Origin of the sequence: Pseudomonas sp. NFACC46-3 (genome assembly GCF_900114515.1) — a bacterium.
In the GTDB taxonomy this organism is placed as follows: domain Bacteria; phylum Pseudomonadota; class Gammaproteobacteria; order Pseudomonadales; family Pseudomonadaceae; genus Aquipseudomonas; species Aquipseudomonas fluorescens_Q.
The window spans coordinates 137,169-160,213 of sequence record NZ_FOTH01000014.1; the positions used below are offsets into that span (position 1 = coordinate 137,169).

A 23,045-nucleotide genomic window follows, 5' to 3' on the forward strand; every position below is an offset into this window, starting at 1 on the left:
CCGTCACGACAGTCGTTTTGGAAAGAATACCTCCTTGGCCTGGTCCACGGCGATTTCGCTGCGGTAAAGATCGATCAGTTGCCGCTGGGTCAACTCCTTGGTCGAGTCGGCGGCCCGGCCCAGGCTGACTTGTTCCGGTGTTTTCAAACGCGCCGACAGATAAGCATGGGCAGGCGCCCAGTCAGTGGAATAACGGAAGTCGGCGAACCACAGCGTTTTGTTCTCTTTCAGGTCCTTGATCTCGTACCGGTCCAGATAGCCATAAACAGGACCTCGGAGGCGTTGCCGGTTCTTTTGCCGAGTGATGGAAATCTGGTTCCGGCTTTTAAGCCATATCAAGCCACTCATGGTCGGTGGCCGTTGTTTGATGACCTTGAGGATGCCTTCGAACCCTTCCTCATAAAGCGTCTTGGACGCCTGCTTGAGTGCTTTGCGGGTGGACTCGGCCAACTGCCGCTCTTGGGCCGACACACCCACCGTTTCGTTAGAGGCATTGTCCAGCGCCTTGGTGATCGCCACGGCGACTTTCTCCATGCGGCCTGCGTGTGCATTCAGAATCATCCCGATGCCGGTGGGTGATCGACTGGGTTTGTTGGCGTATTCCTGGATTTGCGTCTTGAACGCTGCCAGCCCGTCAATCAGGGCCTTGCCCTTGGTGATGCTGGTTGCCAACGCAGGAACGGGCGCCGGCGCTTCGGCGATGACGTGAGGCACCCACTCACCGGTTTCCTTGCGATGAAACGTGGCAATGATTTTTTCTGAAAGCGGGTTTTTCACATCGACCCAGCCCGTCTCTTCCTTGGTTTTCGAGAGCCGGGGTTCGCCACTGACCAGACCCCAGAAACGCGCCCTGATGAACTTTTTCCGAGGCCGGGGGCGCTGCTCGTACGGGTTGCCGAGGCTGCGCCGGTTGCTTCGCTCATCGAGGGCCCAGGCCAGGTGACGGACTGCGCGTTTCTTGGTCTGGCCAATCTGCTTTATCAGTCGATTGAGTTCTGCCGGGCGCACACTGGCCTTATATTCATCGCCCAGGTATTCGAGATGTTCTTCGATGGCGGTGAACTGTTCCGTCAGGCTGCCAAATGCATCGATCTGTTCGTCCAGCCTGATCACACTTCGCTCCTCGATGGCGTCGTGCAGGCTTTGGAATGCAACCGTGATGTTATCGACCACTTGGTTGAGATCTGCCCACCCCTCAGGCACGGTGTGGATGCTGTCGAGCGACAGGCAGAGGTGGCGATACATGTCCAACTGGATCAGGCGGATCGCATCGCTTTTGTAGGCCGGCATTTTCCCGCGGTGCTGGCGCAGGAATTCAAAGCCTTCGCGCCCCTGCTTCTTGAGTCGGTAGAAGCGGGTTTCCATGTAATCCAGGCGCTCGATCATGTCGTCACCGACCCGGATCATGGCATCGGCAGCATCGACGTGTTGCTGCTCGATTTCCTCGATTGTCGAAGTGGCCATGTCCAGGGCTTCTCTCAGGGCGGGGGTGAAGCGAGCCTTCAGCGCGTCTATTTCCTCGAACGTAAAATTGATCTGCGCGTTCAAGTAGCCGAGTCGGACTTGAGGCGCGTCGGGCCTTGATTGAAAGACCGGCCATTCGGTCAGGATCTTCAACGCTTCTTCGTAGCTTTCCCGTTGGGTCTTCAACGTACTCAAATAGATGATGCGTTTGAGCTCCTTGGCAGAGCCGGACGCCTTACCCAGCTCCTTGGCATCCATGGTCAGCAACTTCTGGCCTTCGATTTTCTTTTCTTCGAAGCGAGTCAACTGGGCCAGCAGCTGAGTGCCACGGCGCCTGGCATCGGCGATGACCTCCTGCCGGGCACCTTTCGATCCACTACCGCGCAGACGCAGGCGCGTGTCGACATGCCATTCGCCGTGGGCATGGCGCATCAGTGCCGGCCCTGGGTGGGAGGGGTCTTTTTCGTCGACGATGGACACATGGTCCCCTTCCACTTTTACCTTGAACCACTTGTCGGCCATTTTGGCGAACCAATCATCGCCCTGTTGGTAGAGGCCCTTGAGCGGGCCTTCGCTCTTGAGCTGTTCGGCGTGCTCGGGCTTGTTGACGCTCAAGGGCCTGAGCAGCTTGGCATGCTCGCCGGACTTGCCCGCCAAGGCGCCACTGGAATGAATGGTGTCGTAGTGCTCGGCGGGCAGCCTGGTGTCCTTGGGCGGTATGAATTGCTCGATGATGGGCGCAGGCTTGGCCAGTTTTTCCAGCTCGGGCACGACCTGGGGGGCTTCTGTCACGCGGCTGCCAGTATTCTCCCGGGCGCGCTCGATGGCATGTGCGGTAATTGCCATGGCCATGTTCAGCAACAAGTCGACAAACGCTTCCCACGTGGCCTGGCTGTCGGTTTCTTCATCGCCTTGTGTCATCGTTTCAACGTCGTCGAGGATTTGCCAAAGCCAGATGGCGGTGCCTGCTGCAGCCCCGAGGTAGGGCAGGGCCAGGTTGAAAATCAACCAACTGGCCTGTTTGAAGGTTTCCCAGCGGTTCTCGCTATTGGACACAGACTGACGATCAGCGAGGGCGGTCAAGGCCTCGGCATTGGACCTGAACAACCGCGGCAGGAAATCCGCCCCCAGAGTCTGGTTGCTCAAGCTGACGGGGGCGCTGTTGGTCCACGAAGAGAAGGGGTCGGTGGCGAATTCGACGATCATCCAGGGCGAGGGGATCGGCCCGGAAAAGAGGTATCGGCTGTAGTTCTCGCGTACTCCGTCGGGCAGCCAGGCCAGCACCGATTGACGCAAGGAGGGTGTCTGCCGGATGGCGTAGATCAGATTGCTCGGCGTCGGATACTGGCACAGCTGCGGTTCCAGCAGCGGGCGATAGAGCACGCAGGGACCTGCATCGAAATCCTGCGGACCGATCACGAACATGTTGGTCACGACGTCCCCCGCAGTGCCCTGGGACTGGCCGGAGACGAAAGCCAGCTCGCGCATGACGATCGTCTGCCCGTCGACCTTGCGCTCGGCTTCGTCGGTCTCCATCACGGCGGCGATGTAACGGTAGCCACGCTCGTCGATGTTGCAATCGCCGCGAATCTTGCTCTCCAGAGCCAGCATGGGTAACTGGATGCGTAGCTGAGCCGTGTAGAGATTTTCCCGGCGGGTCGATTCGACGGTATCGCCCAGTAGCTTGCTCTTGACCAGTTCGGGATAAACGCGACCGATGTCGACCTTGGTCACCAGATTTTCGACGTAATCGACCGTCATCCATCCGGGCAGCTTGTCGCCGTCGAGAGACCGGACCACTTTGTCGCCAAGGGGCAGCGCAATCAGGTTCTGTAGCGCCAGGTCGACGAGGTTGAGCCGCGTGATCTCGATTTTGCCGGGAACAACGAAGGTGCCCCAGACAACGGGGCTGCGGATTTGCAGTTCGATCCGTTGCGGGTCGAGCGTCGCGGCGTCGGCATGCTCCGATTGCATCTGTTGTTTCAACGCGTTCAGCGCATAGTGTTTGATGGGGGGAATATCGTCCAGGTAGGTCTTGCCGGCATGGGAGCTGCTCAGCGCGGACAGGTTCTTCATGTGTTGGGCGAACAGGATCTGGTCGGACGTCGATGCTTGCTGGAGCCAGTCAGGCATCTGCTTCTCGTACCAGGCCGCATCAGGACCGGTGTCGGTCTGTGTGCCTCTGAGCGCGGGCTGCTCGCTGTCGTCGGTCATGAACCCTTTCAGGATCTCGGGAGAGCCCAGGATCTGTACCTGGGTGGCAATCAAGCCGCAGGCCTTGTGATCGAAAATGTTGCCTTCGGGCTCAAAGAAGCGCCACTGGATCCTCTTGCCCTCCACGTTGCCCAGATGATCAGGCAGGGTCTGCCCGAATGCTTGCAGCGAATCGAACTTCTCGTAGCTGCGACGCAGCGAGTAGGCGAGGATGGTCTGTTTTTTGTCGACGGTTCCGATCAGCACCACCAGGGAGTTGTCGACCATGCGTGTCAACTTGTCGCCATCCACCTCATCGATGTCGATCAGGTACGCATGGGTGTCATAAGGGTCGTTGGCCTTGCGGTCCTGCAGGTCGGGGTACAGGAACAGTTGCCTGGCCATGGCACAGTCGGAGTCCGTCCAGCCCTTGACCTGCTTAACGTCCCAGAGTCTGTGCAGCAGGCTGGAGAGCTCATGCCAGCGCGGCGGCGCGGTGCCGATCGTGGCGTTCCAGTACGCCAGTTGCTGTTCTTGGCAGGCGGACACCATGACGGGCGCGAGTTCATTGATCAGGCTGCCGATCTGAGCGATGCGCACCGGCAGGTGCACCTCGGGGGTCGTCAGCGGCAGGTGGGTCAGAAAGTGAAAGCCCTCTATCAGCAGCGTCGCATAGTCCTCATTCATCCGTGCCGCCAGCATGTTGCTGAGTGTCTGGTAACGCGTGGGCCGCTCAACGATCTGGCCGTCGACGATTTCCCAGTCCGGTTCACCGATCACAGTATTGTTCGGGTCCAGATGCAAATGGGGATAGAGCTTCTTGAGCGCACTGCGCAGAAGGGCGGCGGCTACCTCCGGCGAGGTCGGGCCGGCGAGCAACTGGTTGAGCACCGCGTCGCCAACGCTGGCGTCGGGTGCGGCGGGTGTAGGGGTTAAGGGTTGGGTCATCTGAGTCTCCCTGTCTCGCGATACATGGCATGCCCAAAGCCGAACGCTTCGGGAACGCCATGCTAGGGCGCGGCAAAACAGGGAGGGTGGTAACTATGTATAGGGCGCAGTGTCAGCCCGGGTAAGAGGCCACCCTATCCCCGGGCCAGACAAACCTTGCTACAGGCAGAGCTACTGGCCCGACTTGATCCGCGTCCAGGCCCGCGTCCGCGCCCGTTCGGCGTCCCTTGGCAACGGCTGCAAGGTATAGAGCGTGGTCATCGCCGCCTCGGTCGGGTACAGGTTGGGGTTGTTGCGGATCGCCGGGTCGACCATGTCGGTCGCGTCCTTGTTCGGGTTCGGATAGCCGACAAAATCACTGACCGGCGCGATCACCTGCGGTTGCAGCAAATAGTTGATGAAGGCGTAGGCGTCCCCTGGGTTGGCGGCGCCCTTGGGAATGGCGAGCATGTCGAACCAGATCGGCGCCCCTTCCTTGGGCAGGCGCATGTCCACCGTCACGCCGTTCTTGGCCTCCTTGGCGCGGTTGGCCGCCTGGGAAAAGCTGCCGGAGTAACCCACCGCCACGCAAATGTCGCCGTTGGCGATGTCGGCCATGTACTTGGACGAGTGGAAATAGGTGATGTGCGGGCGGATCTTCATCATCAGCGCTTCGGCCTTGGCGTAGTCCGCCGGCTTCTTGCTGTTGGGGTCCAGGCCCAGGTGCTGCAAGGCCAGGGGCAGGATCTCCGAAGGTGAATCGAGCAGTGCCACGCCGCATTGCTTGAGCTTGCTGAGGTTCTCTTCCTTGAAGATCAGGTCCCAACTGTCCACCGGCGCGTTGTCGCCCAGGGCGGCCTTGACCTTGTCCGGGTTGAAGCCGATCAGGATGGTGCCGTACATGTAGGGCACGGCGAACTTGTTGCCCGGGTCGTTGGCTTCGATCAGCTTCATCAGCTTGGGATCGAGGTGGTTCCAGTTCGGCAGCTTGCTGCGGTCCAGGGGCTGGAACACCCCGGCCTCGATCTGCTTGGCCAGGAACACGTTGGACGGCACCACCACGTCATAGCCGGAGTTACCCGTCAGCAACTTGGCCTCCAGGGCCTCGTTGGTGTCGAAGATGTCGTAGACCAGCTTGACCTGGCTGTTCTGGGCCTTGAAATCGTCCAGGGCCTTGGGCGTGATGTAGTCGAACCAGTTGTAGACGCGCAAGGTGCGCTCCTCGGCCTGGACAGCGCCGCAAAGCAGCGCGGCGCACACGGCTGGAGCCATAAAACGCTTGAGTCTATTCATGCTGTGATTCCTCATGGGGCGCTTTGGAAACCTTCAAGAACGTTCACGGCATTGATGCCGATTTCTGCCACCGCGTAGCCGCCTTCCATCACGAACAGTGTCGGCTTGCCGAGCGCCGCGATGCGCTTGCCCATCGCCAGGTAATCCGGGCTGTCGAGCTTGAATTGCGAGATGGGGTCGTCCTTGAACGTGTCGACACCCAGGGACACGACGATGACATCGGCGTCGTAACCCCGGATTTGCCCACAGGCCTGCTCCAGCGCCGCGCTCCAGGTGTCCCAGCCGGAGCCGGCCGGCAAAGGGTAGTTGAAATTGAAGCCCTCGCCGTCGCCCTCGCCATGCTCGTCGGCATATCCCAGGAAGAACGGAAACTCCGCCTCGGGGTGACCGTGGATCGACGCGAACAACACGTCGCTGCGCTCATAGAAAATCGATTGAGTGCCGTTGCCGTGGTGGTAATCCACATCCAGGATCGCGACCTTCTGATGGCCCTGGTCAAGAAAAGCCTGGGCGGCGATGGCGGCGTTGTTGAGGTAGCAATAACCACCCATCAAATCGCCCGCGGCGTGGTGCCCCGGTGGGCGGCACAACGCAAAGGCACTGCGCGCGCCGCGCTGGATGTCCGCCTGGGCGGTGAGGGCCACTTGCGCGGCGCTGTAGGCCGCCTGCCAAGTACCGGCGGTAATCGGCGCACCGCCGTCGAAACTGTAATAACCCAACTGGCCGTGCAGGCTCGTGGGGATGACCGAACGCAGCGTTCGCGCCGGCCAAGTGAAGGGCAACAAATCACCGTCGCGGTTGTACTTGGCCCAGCGGTCCCAGGCGCCTTTGAAAAATTCCAGGTACGCCGCACTGTGGATGCGCTGGATCGGCCCCAAGCCAAAATCCCGCGGCGCCTCCACCGGCCCCAGCCCCCGCGCCTTGACCCGCTCCAACACATGATCGGCCCGGGACGGCATCTCGAAGCAGGGCATCAATTGCCCATCCATCAACTCGCAGCGCCCGTGGTGAAGGTGGTGGTCGTCTGAGTAGATCGTCAGCATGTTTTTGTTCTCCGCAAGGCTAGTCGGTTTGAACACAGTCTTGCGGCGCGCGGCGTTTCAGAGAACGGCAGGAGAGGCCAAAAGGGGATCGAAATGGCCAATAAGTTTGACCGTAAATCGCCCCTTGTTGGCGCGGGTGTGCGCAGGGTTGGGGCATGGGCTGCTTCAATGGCGAGGCGGTGATCTTGTGGCGAGGGAGCTTGCTCCCGCTCGGCGGCGTAGCCGTCGCAGGTCGGTGAATGCGGTCTGCCCGGAAGAGGCTGGCTTAGAACGTTTGGAAAACGTAGCAGCGATCAGACTGCTCAGGGCAAGGGTGGGAGAGTAAATAAATGACCGGTCCCCCCTGAGATCGGCCATTCAGTGCATCGTTTCAATCATGGACACCCGCCGCCAACCTCCTGTGGGAGCGAGCTCGCTCGCGATGGCGGCATCACATACATCCCCGGCCTGAAGCGTACGCAGTCCATGACAAGGAAGCTTGCTCCCACTCGGCGGAGCAGCTGTCGCTCAGATGATGGAATCGAGATCCAGCGTATAGGGTTTACCGATCGCATACCCATGGGCACCGCGGATCAAATCACTATCGTCATCCAGGGTCGGTGCCATCGCCAGCTGCTCTGCCACTCTGTTCTCCGGGTGTGCCTGCCAGCGGGCCAGGTTGTGTGCCAGTTGCTCGGGTTGTTCCACCAGGCTTCCGTAAACGTCTTTTTCGCTGACCGACGCGGTGCGCAGCGTAGCCAGGCGCGCGCGGGTGTTGTGCAGCTTGTCGACCTCACGGATGAGCGCAATGTTGATGGCGCTTTCGCTACGCCCATTAGGCGCGCGCCGTCCTGCCAGGTAGCGCTCTTCATCGCGCAACTGTTGGGTAATCCGTGTCAGCGCATGATCGATCCATTCATATTCGCGTTTTGTCGCCAATGTGCTTCCCTCGATTTGCGCTTCCTGCCAGCGGCGCAAAGTGGCCCAGCAAGCGGGAATGTAGCTGGGGACCATGAAGTGATCACCGGTCTGGATGAGTTGGGTCAGTAAGGCCGGGCGGTCCGGCAGGCCATGTTTATGCTCGAGGGCCACTTCGCAGGCGGCGTGTTGGGTGATGGTGTCGACCAGAGAAAGAGGCCCGGTTGGACAAACAATCTGGCCGCTAACGGCCAAAAGCGGACGCTCTCAAGTTGCGCCTGGCCCCCTCATAGACGCCGATAAGTTGCAGGACGCACCGACTCTTCCCAACTGGAAGTCATGCAACAGAACGGGTTCCATGTTGAAAACTTTCGCATGGAGGATTCTTGACTACAGTTATGCATGTGCCGTCATCACTGTTTCTGCATTAACTAGCGAAGAAAACATGCACATAACTTATGTGAGGTGGAATAAAAATGATCTTTTCCGGAAATTCGAAAATTGATTTATCAAGTGAAGAGTTGGTCTCGTTCGTTCAACACGGTTCGATTGGTCAGGACTGGAAATCGCCGGCAGAAAACATTCCTGATTATCATCCATCCACGATTAAACCGTTCGAGTTGGGCACTGCCATCGCCAGCGCTGACGTTCCATGGACTGTCGTACAGTACTGGACCCTCCTAGATAAGGGACAGGAAATAAACAAATTCACTATAAGTACAACGGCTAGCAAGAAAATTCTAATAACGACAGCAGTACTCCTGTACATCAAAAATGACATTTCAGAGGAAGTGAAAAGTCGAATAGAGCGAGCATTTAGCTCATATACATTTGCAGAAGGAGATGTGGATCGCTATGCAGACAAATTTCTTAAATTAAATCCAGATATAAGCCCATTTTCATTCGGGTGTTCACGCTGCTACACAGTAAAAATTTTAACTGACAGGAGGCTTGATCAAAACAAAGAAAACTCAATGCGTCAGAGGCTAAGAGAAGATTACATTTTAAAGTTGATGAAGGAGGAGGCTAAGAGGAGCCACCTCAAGCCAGTTCCAACTCCTAACGAGCTAGCATGCCCAAAAGATAACGCGGGAAGCAAACAAAAAACATCATTTTCTGAAGAGACTGCCCAGCCGATAAGTAATTCAGAACTTGAGTCAAAGCGTGGGGCGCGTATTAAACGCGTTTGCGATCCTATAGAGGATGCTGTGGATGAGATGGGTAAAAATCAAGAGAGAATTGGATGTAATGACAATAAAATAACAGCTTGGCAGGTGGCTCGTTCAGATGCCCTTCCTGCTACTCGCTGGGAATGGGATTGGCACACGGTAAAAATAGGTTGTGTCAGTTTCGACCTCTACTATCCTGAGTTCCAACTCCGAGACCAAGAATATCACTTGATAGCCGCAATTTCGGTGCCGAATAGCATAATCAACTATGAAAAATCAATTCGTAATTGCGCAGAAAATTCCGCACTTGCAGCTGTCGTCCTAGCGGTAATTTTCACTGATGTGGCCACTGGATTAATATCATTTAAGGCCCTTTTTTGGGTGTGCATAAAAGATAAGTTCGTAGATTCTCTACCTTGTGTAAATGCAGAGGTATACGTTGAAACCGTATACGTCGGAGACTGGCATTAATTAGTTTTTTAAAAACACACTAATTCTAAAACCGGTTTTTGGGCGGACGTTTCACTGGATGGTGTCTGTTTTTTTACTGAAGAAGCTGGCTGAACCGTCCCTTTTTTAGTAGACGCTTTGAAAGTCAGGTACTGGCCGACCTCTGCCCGTCGCCATCGTCAGCTTTGGGTCGATTGCAGCCCGTCGCGAGGGCCAGCAATCGGCCAAATGCAGCCATCCGGGATCATTGCTGAGATAATCGAGCATCCTTCACTCCCCTGGTAGGCCTAAAGCTATGAGGAAAGTGAAGGAGTCAAGACCGCAGAACTCACGAGGATTCAACGAGGCAAGGTTTTCGTGCATAGAACAACCGGGCCATGATGCTGGTGTGTGCGACCGCAAACGGTCTTCTGTGTGCGTGATGCATCCCGCTCAATATACTTCCTGACTGACCTTAGCGTCTAGCTCTTTAGAAAAGTCGAATTCGCCCCATTTGGTGAACCAATATTCGCTATACTTTTGAATTCTTAGCAGGTTGTTTGCAGGCACGCCGTACAACTGTAAAACTCTAATCTTGGTCTCATTACTCACGAAGGGGCATGCGATAAGATCTAACGCTAAATGAATCATTTCAGAGTCACCGACCAACGAGTCCTGCTTCAGCCTAAATCTCTCCAATATATGTTTTTCCAAAGCGTTTCTTAGTAATGAATAACGCGTTTTGTTTTCTATATAAAAAAGAAGAGTTACTATGGAGAAATAATTCAAACTGGATTTCGCTTGATAATGCCCGTCTAAAAATTCAAAGCCGAAGCTATGGCCCAGCACTTTTTCATCTATACGATAGTTTTTACCAAGCTGGCGCATTAAAACCAGAAGATACATGACCTCAATTTTCGCGCTTTTACCGTCTGAATTATGACCCATAACGCTCCGGCATCTTTCGTATATCACTTGCGAGATTAATGCCTCATAGCTGAGCCCTATGGTCTCAAGCTTATAAAAAGAAAGAACGCGCTGACATATTCGACAAAGCTTAATCGTTGTGTTGACTTTTGGCGATACCGCATAGATAAAAAATACAAAGCCTAGAAGAGCCTCCATTGATTTTGAAAAACTTTTATCGACACCGCTAACTTTCTCTATTTTTTTGTAAGATTCAATCAAAGAGCCAATTTTTCGCTCGACTACTGAAAGAGAGTAATTAAGAATTTCGCCATAGTTGACTCCAGAGGTTGCAAGAATGGACTTAAAGTCAGTTATAAGTGAAGACCTGCCAATATAAATCTGACCCCTTGGAAATGTTTCACCCTCCTTAACTTCTGAAGCGACCTCATAAGCTAGCGCACGATCAAAAAGATCAGAGATACGCTTTTTTGCGATAGATATCGGCGTGATTATAGGGCGCCCTAGAGTTTCCTCCTTCCCCTTATTTAATGATAGCTTATATAGCTTTAAACTTTCCTGAAGTGTCATTTTTATCTGGTGACAGACTTCATCACTATTGTAGAAGACGAAGTAATCATCTACGTAGCGATAAATCTTAAAGTCTGAGTTATGTACATATCCCTTTTCAAGCAATTTGCTTGCTATATCAATATCAACTGCCTGGAGGATTATTTCAGCGAAAATTCTTGAAACCTCCGGGCCGATTAGTATCCCATTCGTTTCGTTATGATTCAACTTTTGCATCAATGAGTCAAACTTACCCGCAAATGATCCTAATATAGCTTTAAGATTCTGCTTTGCAAAATCTTTTCCGTATATCGCCCATGCTAGCGAGTGAGTATATATGCTATCAAAACACCCTGAAACATCAAACTTTGTAAGGGTTCTGAAATCGCGCTCGCTACGGAGGTGCTCTCTCGACTCGTAAAATTTGAAAACATTACTGAACCGTTCATATACAAAAAAAGATTTTAAGTTCTCATAATTTTCGCCATCTACTTCTACCAAAGTGTCAGATTTATCCTGCCGCTCAATTTGCGAGCGAAAGTCAATATACGTACACCCAGCAACTCGCCTTGGTGATCGTAGGCTGAATTCACTTCGACCAGTGTAATAAATCATCAGATCTTTAAATTGGTCATAGAAATCTACTACCAGCAACTGACCCTTTGGGTGCATTAGCGACAACTGGCGCAACTGATCCTGCTTATGCGTAGTCGAGAAAATGAAAGGAACAGTATGGACAAGGTCTGATTTTTCTAGTTCTATTATGGATACAGGTCTGCCGTTATCGGCAGCATGTCGAACAGCCGTAGTAGGCGGAACACCTAGAACCATTTTTACAAGGTTGTCTAGCACTTCATCGCTGTAGCGCCATGAAATTCTGTTTCCGTTAAACTTTATATCGTGCTCACATAGGAATCTATAAAAATATCTATTCGAAAAAACTATCGGAACTTCATATGGAAGCACATCAGACAACACTACCCGTTCTACAGGAAAGTTTATAGATAATGCTTTTTTTCTAGACATGCTTCCAACCTCGCGAAAGTTCTGAAAGCTGCTTGGAATCAAAATTTCTAAATAGTTTTTCTTTGAAGCCTTTTTCAAAAGATAGCTTCGAGAGCTTTCTCGCCAATGATGGACTAGCTACGCCTTTGATTTTATTGCGAAAGTAGTGATCTAATCCGGAAAGCTGACTAGTGTCAGTTATATACTTATTGCTGAAGTAAACACCGATGAATGCGTTGCTTTTCCTATTGAACAAGCGCATATTTCCGGTTAAGAAAAGACACCTAAGCACCAACTCCTCTTCAGACTTCTTTGGAATGAATGTGAACTTTGAGTTGTAGTCTGAGAAAGCTTTGTCGATACGCGATCTATATTTATTGATCTTTCTTTGGCTCAGTTGTACGCCGGAAGTGCTACTAGATACGTCAAATGTATATCCAAGGTAATCAAATTTACCTTTGAACTCTTCTAGCAAATTAATGGATTTCGTTTTATCGTTGAATTTTAGCCCCTTTCCATGAAGTATTTCGCTGAGAGTTTCTAAATATTTCGCTGCAAGCTCCTTTCGCTGGGGGGCATACATAAGCACCATGTCATCAACATATCTGGCGTAATAAAATAAATTATCTTGCCGTCTAATTTCAGCGTCAATACTCGACAGATATATCTCAGATAGATATGCACTTATTCCTATGCCGCGCGGCAATCCGTTTTCGTCCCCCGAAACAACGACATAATCTTTCATAAGTCGCGTTAAAATCCTTTTAATCAGTACCGATAGCTCTGGAGCCTGGTGAATTCCATCAAGCAACTCCTTGTGCCTGACAGACTCATAAAACGACTCGACATCCGACCTTATTATATACTTGGGTACGCCATCTAAAGCTAATGACTTTATTTGACTAACTAGTGTATCGCGTGGCGGCATGCGGAGCTCGTACAGAACCTTCAGTGCTCTTTGAACAAATCTAATTGCAAGAACCTGCTCTAAACTATTCCCGACTCCGTAAACTTTTTTCCCTCCAACCAGAGCAGGTAGGAGAGCTACATTTATTCTGAATTCTTTTCCACTAATTATCTTAGAGACTCTTTCAAGCTCAAAGTCAACTAAACGTCCGTGCTGAATTTTGCGCTTGTCTATAACCATAGTCAGACGCGACATACGCTTCTCATAGAACGCTGGCGTAATTTTTCCAGTGCGGAATCGGTACCTCGAAAATGATTTAAGTTTGTTCAGTTCGTAGAGCTTGACTCTTATATCGAAGGCAGCAGGAATATATCGTTCTTCAAGATCCCCTCCTTTCTCCCTATCGCCTTTGAGTAAGTCATTAAGATTTTTTATTGAAAAAGACTGATCCATAGACAAGATGACCCTTCCATAATTTATTCTTACTAACTGTCTTTTTCGATATGCTCACTAACGGACTGTACCCGATTTTCGAGTCACAATACCGGTCTTAAGATAGATTTAGCTAGGCAATGGTCGTTTGAGTTGCTCATCCTCCCAATGCAAAATTTTGAACAAATCCGCGATTGGTTGAAGAGTCTCTGACTTTCTAGTAATCCGATGGGGCGCTTTTGGCCGTTTTCTACTGTTGCTGCCGGTCGTTAATGGCTGCTTTTGGCCGGTTGCTGTCTGTGGCTAGAGAGAGATCATCATGGGGAGCAGCGGGTTACATGCTTGCTTTTGAGGTGTAGGCGATCCGTGGCGAGGGAGCAAGCTCCCTCACCACGGGATTGATGCTGTAGCGGCTAGCGTGGGTCGACGTTATCGAGCACTCGGTTTGCCAGCAATGAACTCAGTTCAATCAGTTGCTGGATGCCGAGGGCGATGTGGCGGCGGGGGCCTTCGAGGTCGAAGGCCAGGTTGCTGATCATCGCGTCGGCGGATGCCAGGTTTTCGCTGAGGTTGGCGAGCAGGCATTCGTTGTCGGTGTTTTTTGCCACGGTGAACAACTGGCCCGGTTTGGATGCATCTTCGGACTTTTCCGGTTTCGGTAGCAGGTAGTAATCCAAGGCTCGATTGGTAGCTTCGTCGTGCTTTTTGTTTTTGCGACCGGAATGGGTAGACGTTGAGTCAGTTTCAGGAGGATTTGGAGTAATTTTGAACATCGTTGCGTTACCTCTAATGAGTAGGCCGCAACCATCTCGCTACTAAACGAAAGGAGGCAGCTGTGCGCAAGTTAGTAGACCGGTAGAGGTAACGGATCCCGGCGCGCCCGAAGGCGCCATGCGCACAGCCACCATCGAGTGCAGGCAATGCCTGACTGATGAGACTCATGCAACCGTTACTACTACTACCGGGCTACTAAACCCGACCACTGATGGGCAGTGGCAGGGAAACGATAGAACCCATGAGCAAGGCGCACAAGCGGGCGGATTCTGGCGTAGTTGTAGGCAATGGCGCAAGGATTCGTAGCTTGGTGGAAGTGTTGCGGAGGGAGAATAAACAAACCTTCGTAATGCCCCAGGATCCGTGGCGAGGGAGCTTGCTCCCGCTCGGCGGCGCAGCCGTCGTAAATCGGCTGATGCGGTTTGTCTGTAGGAATGCGCCGGCCGTTTTGGGGCGGCTTCGCCACCGAGCGGGAGCAAGCTCCCTCGCCACGGGATTGATGCTGGAGCGGCTAGCGTGGGTCGACGTTATCCAGCACACGGCTGGCCAGCAATGAACTCAGTTCAATCAGTTGCTGGATGCCGAGGGCGATGTGGCGGCGGGGGCCTTCCAGGTCGAAGGCCAGGTTGCTGATCATCGCGTCGGCGGATGCCAGGTTTTCGCTAAGGTTGGCGAGCAGGCATTCGTTGTCGGCGTTTTTTTTCACGGTGAATAGCTGGCCCGGTTTGGATGCATTTTCGGATTTTTCCGGCTTCGGTAGCAGGTAGTAATCCAGGGCGCGCTTTTCTGCTTCGTCTTGTTTCTTCGTTTTGGATTGAGTGGACGCAGAGGTGCGACCCTGGGAGTACCGACTGGATCGGCTAGCCCATGCTGCGGGAGAGATGATTCGTTAATGAAACCCCTCGAGCAATGCCTTGCCCTTTCCTCCGCCCCAAGGATTATCCAGCAGATATCTTGCAAGCACACGGTTGTCCGACGGGACCCGCGTGATGTTGTAGAAAATCTCTTCGCCCTCGCACACCCCGAAGTACAACGCATAGTCGCGCTTCTTTAAATCCTGCTCGACCTTGCCCCACTGGCTTGAGGTTTCGCCGAATGGCCGTGAGGGCTCTAGAGCCATGCCTTGGTCAGGCCTTTTTTTCCAAATAAAACTTCAGATATTTTTTGGGTCTTTCTTGAAAGGCTCGAGCCTTGCCGAAGCTGTAGGCGTCATCAAAGTACCTATAAGCCTGCGCGTGGTCTCCCAGCTCAAAATAGACCATTCCCAAGTTAATCAGCGGCCCTGTATCGATGTCCGACTCCCGGCCATCCAAGGTCTTTTGTGCCCAGTCTTTAGCCGCCGCGAAATCCCCATTGTCGAAATGCAGGTTGAAAAAAGAACCTGTGACCCAGGCTGACAAAGGTGTCCACTCCAGCTTCGGTTCAGGAAGCAGGTCCCAAGCTTTTTGGTACAGGGCTTGAGCTTCATTTTTTTTGCTTTGCTCATCGAGCTCATTACCCGACGCCATGATGCGCATTATTTCGTCTGCCAGCGTCGGGCTTTCATCTGCCAAGTCTTTCATATGACGTTCCTTTACTAGTAAATGGGCTTTTCTGCGGGACCAATAAAATCGCCGGGGTCCCTATATCGATCCGTCAGGAGCGCGCCTTTGGACCGGTTATGGGAATAATATTCCAGCTCATAATTGTCAGGGTCGCGCATCCATCCCCTCACTTCTTTGGTTTTAGCCCCATGGAAACCGCCTTTGGAGTTCCAGTATTTAACGGCATCCGTTTTATGAGCCATGTCAGCGTCTTTAATCGAATACCATTTCTTGTCGGTGCTCTGGAATCTCATGTTTTTCCCGGTACCGATTATTTTTCCTTCGGCTCTCATCCGCGCGATCACCGCTTTGCCGGTACGGCTGCTCTTCCCAGGGGTTCTGCCTACAGAGTTCAGGCGACAAGATAGACCCAGTGGATCGATCCATCCAAAGGGGTTGGGACTGTAGGCGTAGAAATTCAGACCACCGTTCAGCCCAATCGGATCCGGCGTAGTAAACCGCCCCACATCCGGATCATAAAACCTGAACGTATTGAAATGCAGCCCGGTTTCCCGGTCCAGGTACTGCCCCTGGAATCGCAGGTTCTGCTCTTCGATGTAATACGGTTCACGCACTTCTTCCAGCGTATTGCCCCACACCCGATACGTGGCCTGCCACACGTTGTGGCCGTCGGCCTCGGTGAGTTGTTCCGGCAGGCCGTTGAGGTCGTTGTGGTAGTAGCGGATCTTTTGCAGCAGGCCGCTGCCATCGACGCGGGCCAGGGGTTCGTAGCCGTCGTCTTCGTAGAGGTACAGGCTGGTTTGCTGGTGGCGGTGTTCCTGCAACAGGCGCAGGCCGTCCCAGGTGAAGCGGGTTTCGCCCAGCGGGTAACCATTGCTGTCGTGTTCGGTTTTTTCGATGCGCCGGCCCAGTGGATCGTAGGCCATGTTGACCACGCTGCCGTCGTCGTTGCGCACCTCGATCAAGCGGCTTTCGGCGTCATAGGCGAAGTGTTGCACGCCGCGTTTGGCGCTGCGTTTTTCGATCAGCCGGCCGAAGGCGTCGTAGCGGTAGCGCTTGTCCTGGTAGGTCAGCAGTTTGTTGTGCACCACCAGCCCGGCGCCGGGGGCCGGGCCGTCCAGCAGGTTGGCGGCGGCGTCGTAGGTGAAGGTCTCGCGTTGGCCGTGCAGGCTGTCCTGGCTGGCGACGATGCGGCCGGTGGCGTCGTAGTGCAGTAGCTGGCGCTGTTGCGCGGCGGGTTGCTGGTCGAGTTTGCCGATGAGATTGTCGGCGGGGTCGTACTCGAAGTGTTTTTGCACCGCCGCCGGCAGCAGCGAGGGTTGGCTGCTGTGGCGGCGTTGTCGCGTGCGCAAGCGGCCGCTGCGGTCGTATTCGCTGCGGGTGCTGATCTGGCCTTGGGTGCGCAGCACTTCGCGGTGCAGGCGGTCGCGTTCGAAGTCGCTGATGACCTGGCCGTCGAGGTTGATCTGGTGTAGATGGCCGCTGCCGTAGTACAGGCGGTTGACCCAGCGGCCATCGGGCAGTTGGGTCTGGATCAGGTTGCCGAGTTCGTCGTAGTGGTGCTGCAGGCTGCCGGCGGCGCTGTTTTCGGCGAGCAATTGACCGAGGGCGTCGTAGGCGAAGCTCAGGGTCTGGGCGTTGCCCTGCAGGTCGGTGAAAGTGACGGCGGTGAGTTGGTCCAGCGGGTCGTAGCTGTATTCGGTGCGGCCATCGTCGGTGACCTTGGCGATCAGCCGGCCTACGGCGTCGCGTTCCAGGCGATGGACGATGGATGCCGGCGGTGTTTCGGGAATGAGCGCCAGGCCCGTGCCGTAGGGCGCGGGCATCGCCGTCACTGCCGCGACGTTGTCGAGGCGGTCGTAGTCGTAGCGCTTGGCGCTACCATCCAGGTCTTGTTGTTCGGTCAACCGATCCCCGGCGTCCCAGGCAAACCGGTAGCTTTCACCATTCTCGTTGGTCAGTGCTTGCAGCCGGCCGAAGCTGTCGTAGGTGAACTGCACTTGCCGACCCTGGGCGTCGGTGCGTTGGCGGACCTGGCCGCGGCGGTTGTGTTGGTAGAGCGTGGTGTGCCCGGCCGGGTCGGTGTAGCCGATGAGGTGGCCGGCGGTGTCGCGCTGGTAGTGTTCGGTGCGGCCGTCCGGTAATTGGCTGCCGAGCAGGCGCCCTTGGGCGTCGTAGCTGAATTGGGTGCGCTCGCCGAGGGCGTCGGTGATGGTGTGCAGGTAACCGCGCGCGTCGTAGCTGAAGCGCGTCGGGTAACCCGAGCAATCGACGTGTTCCACCAATTGGCCGAACGGGTTCCAGCGCAGTTTTTTGCTTTTGCCGGTGGCGTCGATGATCTCCACGACCTGGCCGTGGGTGTCGTAGCGGTAGCGGGTGACGTGGCCCAGCGGGTCGATTTCCGTCGTGCAGTTGCCGCGTTGATCGTAACGGTACTTCCAGCTGTGGCCGGCGGCGTTGGTGTCCACCAGCGGCAGGGCCCAGTGTTCGAGCCAGAGGGTGGATTCGTTGCGGCCCAATGGGTCGGTTTCGCTGATCAGGTTACCCGCGTCGTCGTAGTTGAATTGGTACTGGCCGCCCTGTGGATCGGTGGCGCTGAGCATCTGGCGCTCATCGTTCCACTCGAACAGCCAGGTCTGGCCGAGGTTGTCGATGTAGTGGGTGATCTGGTGCTGGCTGTTCCAGTGCCGAGTGCTGACGCGTTGCAGGCTGTCGCTGATGCGGGTGATGCCGGCCTTGAGGTCATAGTCGAACTGGTAGGCGTCGCCTTCGTCGGTCCAGTGCCGGACCACGCGCCATTCCTGGTCGTCGATCAGGTCCCATTCGTAGAAGCAATGCAGGCCGCTGGGCAACTGGTGCTCGACCATCCGTTGCCCGGTGTCGTAGCAAAAGCGCCGTTGCACCTGGCCGGTGGCGTCGCGCACTTCGGCGAGGGTGTTGGCTGCGTCGTAGGCATAGCTGACCAGCACTTCCCGCGATTGGTCGGGGTAGAGGCGCTCGATGTGGGTGACGCGTTCGCCTGCGCGGATCAGCTCGACGTGCACCAAGTCGAAGGTGTCGCGCAGCCGTACCAGGCGTCCGGCGTCGTCGTAGTCGAGGTGGATGCGGTTGTCGTTGCGGTCGCCCAGTTGGCTCAGGCGCAAGTGTGATGGGTTGGCTGGCGAAGGTTCGAACAAGCGGTACAGGCCGTCTTCGCTTTCGATCAGCAATTGCCCGTTCACATGGCGGCGCACGGCCAGGCCTTCGCCAGCGCTGAACACCGCGCCGCCCAAGGGGATCGAACCCATGTCGATGGGCCGGCCCTGTTCGTCGGTGTAGATCAGGGTTTCGCCGCCCTCGGGATGAGGCTGGATTTCCACCTGGACTTCGTAGGCGACGCTCCACCCGGCACCGAACAAACTGTCGCGACGTTCGTCACGGCTGTTGTAGACGCGCTGCCAGTCAATCGGCAGGATGCCGGGCAAGACGAAATCCAGATCCTCGTCGGCGCCCAGCACTTTGGCCCCGGTGGCGGCATGCACCGGGTTCGATGAACCCATGGCGGCGTTGGCGGCCGCGTTCGCCGCGCTGCTGGCGGCCATGGACACCGCGCCGCCCACCAGCATGCACGGCAGTTTGCTGAAGAACTTGCCCTTGCCACCCTTGAGCATCAGCAGCGCGGTGACCGCCAGGCCCACGCCCGGGGTCTTGCCGCTGCGGATCTCGCGCACCACCACCGAGCCGCCGCCAATGGTTACGTTGGGCGAGATCAGTCCAGCCGACACCACCGTCGCATCGCAGGTGCTGCGGTCGCCGCTGCGCACGGCGGGCTGGCCGTTGATGGTGACCTTCTCCGAGCCTTCGGCCATGAACTGCGGTGGCATGGGTGGGTGCTTGGTGCAGATCACCAGGTCTTCCGGTCGGGTCTCCGTACCGGGGGCGGGCGAGGCGACAGTGGGGCGCCACATCTGCGAGAAGAAATTCCCGGCCATGTCCAGGTAACTGGGTTCTTCTTCCGGCTCGGGCATTTCCAGTTCGGTGCCGGCCGGCGCCACATGGGAAACCACAGCGCCGGCGGCGCGGGCCGAGGGGATGTTGTTGGTGAAGGTGTCCTTGGAACCGGTGAGGATGTTGGCCTGCACCGTGGGCGGAAAGAGGGCGTTGCCGATGCCCTCGCATAAATTGCTCAGGCCTTTGTCGGCCCCGGTCTTGCTCATGGCCAGGCCGACGACGGTGCCCACCACCAGGCCCAGGACGAAGCAGCCCAGGCCGCCGGTGGCGACGGTGATGCCCGTGGCCGCGACCACTGCGGCGGTCGCCAGGGCGGTGATCGCGATATTGGCCGCCACCTCCAGCACGCCGCCGAGGATGTCGGCCATCATTGAGGTGTGGTTGAGTGCATCGCCCAGGCGGGCGGCCCAGAGCGCGTCAGACATGCACGTTGCTCAGGCGGGTAGGGGGGCGGATGATCGTGGGTTCAAGCAATTTGGTGCCTTCCATTGCGCCGGTGTCCTTGTGGGTTACGGCATGCCCATTAATGCCATTTTCAGGCGCTTGATCAGCTTTGGTTTCTTGAGACAATCGGTAGGGCGTAGATCACCTAGCGCGGGCACTTTTTGCTCCATCCACCACAACCCTTCTTCGAGCCCTCTTTTACCATAAAGCACGACGGCCAAATCAAGGTGCTCATCCATGGCCTTGGCCAACGTACGCGCGCTGTCATCGAGATAATCCTCTTCATACAAGCGTACAAAACTTCGCCAACCGTCATCGCCCACGTATTCGTCTTCCAGTCCCATGTTGAAACCTGCCAAAGGAATCAGTGTGTTGCCGGTAGGGTTGTACGTCGACAGCAGCCGGGGCTGCATCATCGTTATCCGGCATCCATGCAAGCTGACCCACCGCTATCGCGAGCAAGCTCGCTCCCACAAGGGTCAGGGTTGGGTGTAGAACACCAGCGACCCCTTGATCGTCGCCCAATGCACGGCTTCGGCATCGCCGAGTTTCTCGGCCTTCACATAGCTCAAGGCAAGCATCTTGCGAGTGCCGGGCAGTACCAGTGCGAGCTGATATTGGAAGACCTTTTCGTTGCCCTTGTTGAACTGGCTGCGCAATTCAATGGCTTCGACTTCCTGGTTGGCGCCCACGCGCACGGTGGCGCCCGGTTGGCAGCGCAGTTGCTGGACCTGTTTTTCCAGGCGCTTGAGCTGGTCGTCGAGGTTGCTTTGCAGGGTCTCGCCGTCGGCCAGCAGGCTGCGGCTGACGATCAAGGAGGTGCCCAGTTCGGGGAACTTGAGGATGTTGATCGTCGCGTCCAGCAACTCGCTGGGCGGCAGCTGGAGCTGGAATTCATTGAGGCGGTAGGTCATGGCGCATAAATCTCGAAGTTAGCCCTTGGGGAACGCGGCGCTGATGTTGGCGTCGATGCTGCCCTTGACGCCCTGGCCGTCCGGCGTGGCACCGGGGCCGCCGCCGTTGTTCAGGTGCAGCACGCCGCCAGTGTTGAACTCGGCATCGCCGCTGGCGTAGAAGCTGATCTGCACGCCGCTCAGGTTGATCTGGCCGCTGGCGTTGAGCTCCAGGATGCTTTCACCGCACACCAGGCGCAGGTTCTCGCCCACTTCGATGACGTAGCTCTGGCTGATGCTGTCGGTCTTGCGCTGGCCAACGGAGAGGATGTCCTCCTGCTTGACGATGCGCAGGCGGTTGTTGCCGATGGTCACTGTTTCGTTGTGGCCGATGCTCTTGTTGCGGTCATGGCCCACCGAGTGGCTCTCGTCCACCTCGACCACGATGTCCTGATTGCGCTCGGCATGGATGTACAGCTGCTCGGCGCCTTTCTTGTCTTCCATGCGGATTTCGTTGAAATTCGCTGGCGTACCACCCTTGCTCGAACGGCTTTTCATGCCGCTCTGGGTCGCGTTTTCAGGCAGGTCGTAGGGCACGGTCTGTTCCGCGTTGTAAACGCGACCGGTGATGATCGGCCGGTCCGGGTCGCCCTCGAGAAAGCTCACGATCACTTCCTGCCCGATGCGCGGGATCTGCATCGAGCCCCAGTTTTTCCCGGCCCAGGATTGCGACACCCGAATCCAGCATGAGCTGTTTTCGTTGGATTGGTCGTGCCGGTCCCAGTAGAAATGCACCTTCACCCGGCCAAACTGATCGGTCCAGATTTCCTCGCCCTTGGGGCCCACGACCAACGCGGTTTGCGGGCCCTTGACGATGGGGCGGTGGGTAGTCGCCAGTGGGCGATAACTCTGCTGGGCGTCGATGCAGGTCAAGCTGCTTTCGAACTGGGCCGACGGCGCGCCGCCGCCGGTCTCGCCGCTTTCCTGGGAAATGTAATAGCGGGCACCGACGATCAGGTATTCGCGGTTCTGGTCCTGGCGGCTGAAGCCGGTGAGGCTGAACAGATGCCCCGAGCCCAGGCCCCGGGCGTTGCCGGCCAGTTCCACCTGTTCGTGCAGGCTCTGCAAGGCTTCGATGCGGGTGCGGGCGTAGTGTTCGCCGTCGGTGCTTTGCACGTAAGTGCCGGGGTAGTCGTACAGCGGATAGTCGCCAGCCGTGTGTGGGCGCGGCATGGCCGAGCGCACGTCGATGCGTGCGCTGGGGCGTTGGAAGTCGTAATCGTTGAGCTCAAGCGAACCGGGCTGGACTTCCTGGGCCAGGTGCCAGTCGTGGATGTGGTCGCGCTCGCGCTGCTGCTCGTTCTTCGGGTAGTACGGCACCGAACCGTAGCCGGGGGCCGTGGTGTGGGCGCCATAGGCGTCAGCCAGCACCAACACATGGCGGCCCTGCTCATGGCGGAAGAAGTAGTAGATGCCTTCCTGTTCCATCAAGCGGCTGACAAAGTCGAAACTGGTCTCGCGATACTGCACGCAGTATTCCCACTCGCGATACGTCTGGCTCAAGGCGTCTTCGAAATCGGAAAAGCCCAGGTCGCGGAACACCTGCTTGATGATCTGCGGGATGGTCAGGTTCTGGAAAATCCGGCAATCGGAAGTGCGGGTCAGCAGCCACAACCACGGCCGCAACGTCGCCTGGTAACTGGCGAACTGGCCTTGGTCGACGTTCTGGCTGCAACGGGCGACGATGCCATGGAAGTAGCGCTCACCACCGCCATCGAGCTGCAGGCTCACGCACATGGGCTTGCCGAGCAGCTGGTTGAGGTCGATGGCATTGTCCAGCGAATGCAGCTGCAACTCGTAGTTGAACAGCCGCCCTAATTCTTCACCGCCGCCCATGTCCTTGAGCAACAGCACCTCAGGTCCCAGGGGGCTGGTGACTTTGGCCAGGCGTGAGGCTTGGTTGAATAGCATCGGTTGTCCTTATCGCTGCCGCAGTCCATTTGACGCTGCGCAAGATTGCCGGCTTTTGACGTTGAAGATCAAGCGATCGCGCCCTTTGATAGCTCGTGCACAGGCATGAAATCGCCAGAGTAGTGACGCTGATCGCATAATGTAGTTCGTTGCTTGGGGTAGAGGAACCCGGTTCTTGATTGTTACCAGGCATT

The 23,045-nt window shown here is 56.0% G+C and carries 15 protein-coding genes; 1 reads left to right on the forward strand and 14 read right to left on the reverse strand.

Translation table 11 applies throughout. The features are described from left to right. Positions 1-3: 3 nt before the first annotated feature. From BM300_RS16025 to BM300_RS16040, 4 genes are all read right to left on the reverse strand, one after another. Complete coding sequence (locus BM300_RS16025; protein WP_092463290.1) at positions 4-4,605, reverse strand: dermonecrotic toxin domain-containing protein; 4,602 nt, start codon at positions 4,603-4,605, stop codon at positions 4-6. 171 nt (positions 4,606-4,776) lie between these two features. Further along, positions 4,777-5,877: a polyamine ABC transporter substrate-binding protein gene (locus BM300_RS16030; RefSeq protein ID WP_092413323.1), complete on the reverse strand. Its 1,101-nt coding sequence runs from the start codon at positions 5,875-5,877 to the stop codon at positions 4,777-4,779. 11 nt (positions 5,878-5,888) lie between these two features. Beyond that, the gene (locus BM300_RS16035) at positions 5,889-6,920 is read right to left on the reverse strand and encodes a histone deacetylase family protein (RefSeq protein ID WP_092463292.1); all 1,032 of its coding nucleotides are present in this window, start codon (positions 6,918-6,920) and stop codon (positions 5,889-5,891) included. A gap of 507 nt (positions 6,921-7,427) precedes the next feature. Continuing rightward, a complete protein-coding gene (locus BM300_RS16040; RefSeq protein ID WP_177344948.1) occupies positions 7,428-8,072 on the reverse strand; it encodes an ATP-binding protein in 645 nt (214 codons plus the stop codon). Between the two features lie 221 nt (positions 8,073-8,293). On the opposite strand from BM300_RS16040, the gene BM300_RS30340 reads away from it, so the two are divergent. After that, complete coding sequence (locus tag BM300_RS30340) at positions 8,294-9,457, forward strand: hypothetical protein (RefSeq protein WP_139232364.1); 1,164 nt, start codon at positions 8,294-8,296, stop codon at positions 9,455-9,457. 411 nt (positions 9,458-9,868) lie between these two features. Here the strand turns inward: BM300_RS30340 and drt3b are convergent, their stop codons facing one another. The 10 genes from drt3b to tssI all read right to left on the reverse strand — a co-directional run bounded on the left by drt3b (position 9,869) and on the right by tssI (position 22,851). Further along, entirely contained in the window at positions 9,869-11,917 is a 2,049-nt protein-coding gene (gene drt3b, locus BM300_RS16045) for an antiviral reverse transcriptase Drt3b (protein ID WP_092463294.1), read from the reverse strand. Beyond that, complete coding sequence (gene drt3a, locus BM300_RS16050; RefSeq protein WP_092463296.1) at positions 11,910-13,256, reverse strand: antiviral reverse transcriptase Drt3a; 1,347 nt, start codon at positions 13,254-13,256, stop codon at positions 11,910-11,912. The genes drt3b and drt3a overlap by 8 nt, the downstream gene beginning before the upstream one ends. A gap of 392 nt (positions 13,257-13,648) precedes the next feature. Next, entirely contained in the window at positions 13,649-14,008 is a 360-nt protein-coding gene (locus BM300_RS16055; protein ID WP_092463298.1) for a DUF6124 family protein, read from the reverse strand. Positions 14,009-14,520: 512 nt separating this feature from the next. Next, positions 14,521-14,892, reverse strand: coding sequence for a DUF6124 family protein (locus BM300_RS16060; protein WP_092463300.1), 372 nt, complete (start codon positions 14,890-14,892; stop codon positions 14,521-14,523). A gap of 6 nt (positions 14,893-14,898) precedes the next feature. After that, positions 14,899-15,129: a hypothetical protein gene (locus tag BM300_RS16065; RefSeq protein WP_177344949.1), complete on the reverse strand. Its 231-nt coding sequence runs from the start codon at positions 15,127-15,129 to the stop codon at positions 14,899-14,901. Positions 15,130-15,136: 7 nt separating this feature from the next. After that, positions 15,137-15,571: a tetratricopeptide repeat protein gene (locus BM300_RS16070; protein WP_092221220.1), complete on the reverse strand. Its 435-nt coding sequence runs from the start codon at positions 15,569-15,571 to the stop codon at positions 15,137-15,139. Between the two features lie 14 nt (positions 15,572-15,585). Beyond that, positions 15,586-19,968, reverse strand: a complete 4,383-nt coding sequence (locus BM300_RS16075) for an RHS repeat-associated core domain-containing protein (RefSeq protein WP_092463302.1) — start codon at positions 19,966-19,968, stop codon at positions 15,586-15,588. A gap of 84 nt (positions 19,969-20,052) precedes the next feature. Continuing rightward, entirely contained in the window at positions 20,053-20,403 is a 351-nt protein-coding gene (locus tag BM300_RS16080; RefSeq protein WP_256575836.1) for a hypothetical protein, read from the reverse strand. A gap of 63 nt (positions 20,404-20,466) precedes the next feature. After that, on the reverse strand, positions 20,467-20,901 hold the full coding sequence (locus BM300_RS16085) for a DcrB-related protein (protein WP_092463304.1): 435 nt from the start codon (positions 20,899-20,901) through the stop codon (positions 20,467-20,469). An 18-nt stretch (positions 20,902-20,919) separates the two neighbouring features. Beyond that, positions 20,920-22,851 (reverse strand): type VI secretion system Vgr family protein, encoded by a 1,932-nt coding sequence (gene tssI / locus BM300_RS16090; protein WP_092463306.1) that lies wholly within the window; start codon positions 22,849-22,851, stop codon positions 20,920-20,922. Positions 22,852-23,045 lie beyond the last annotated feature (194 nt).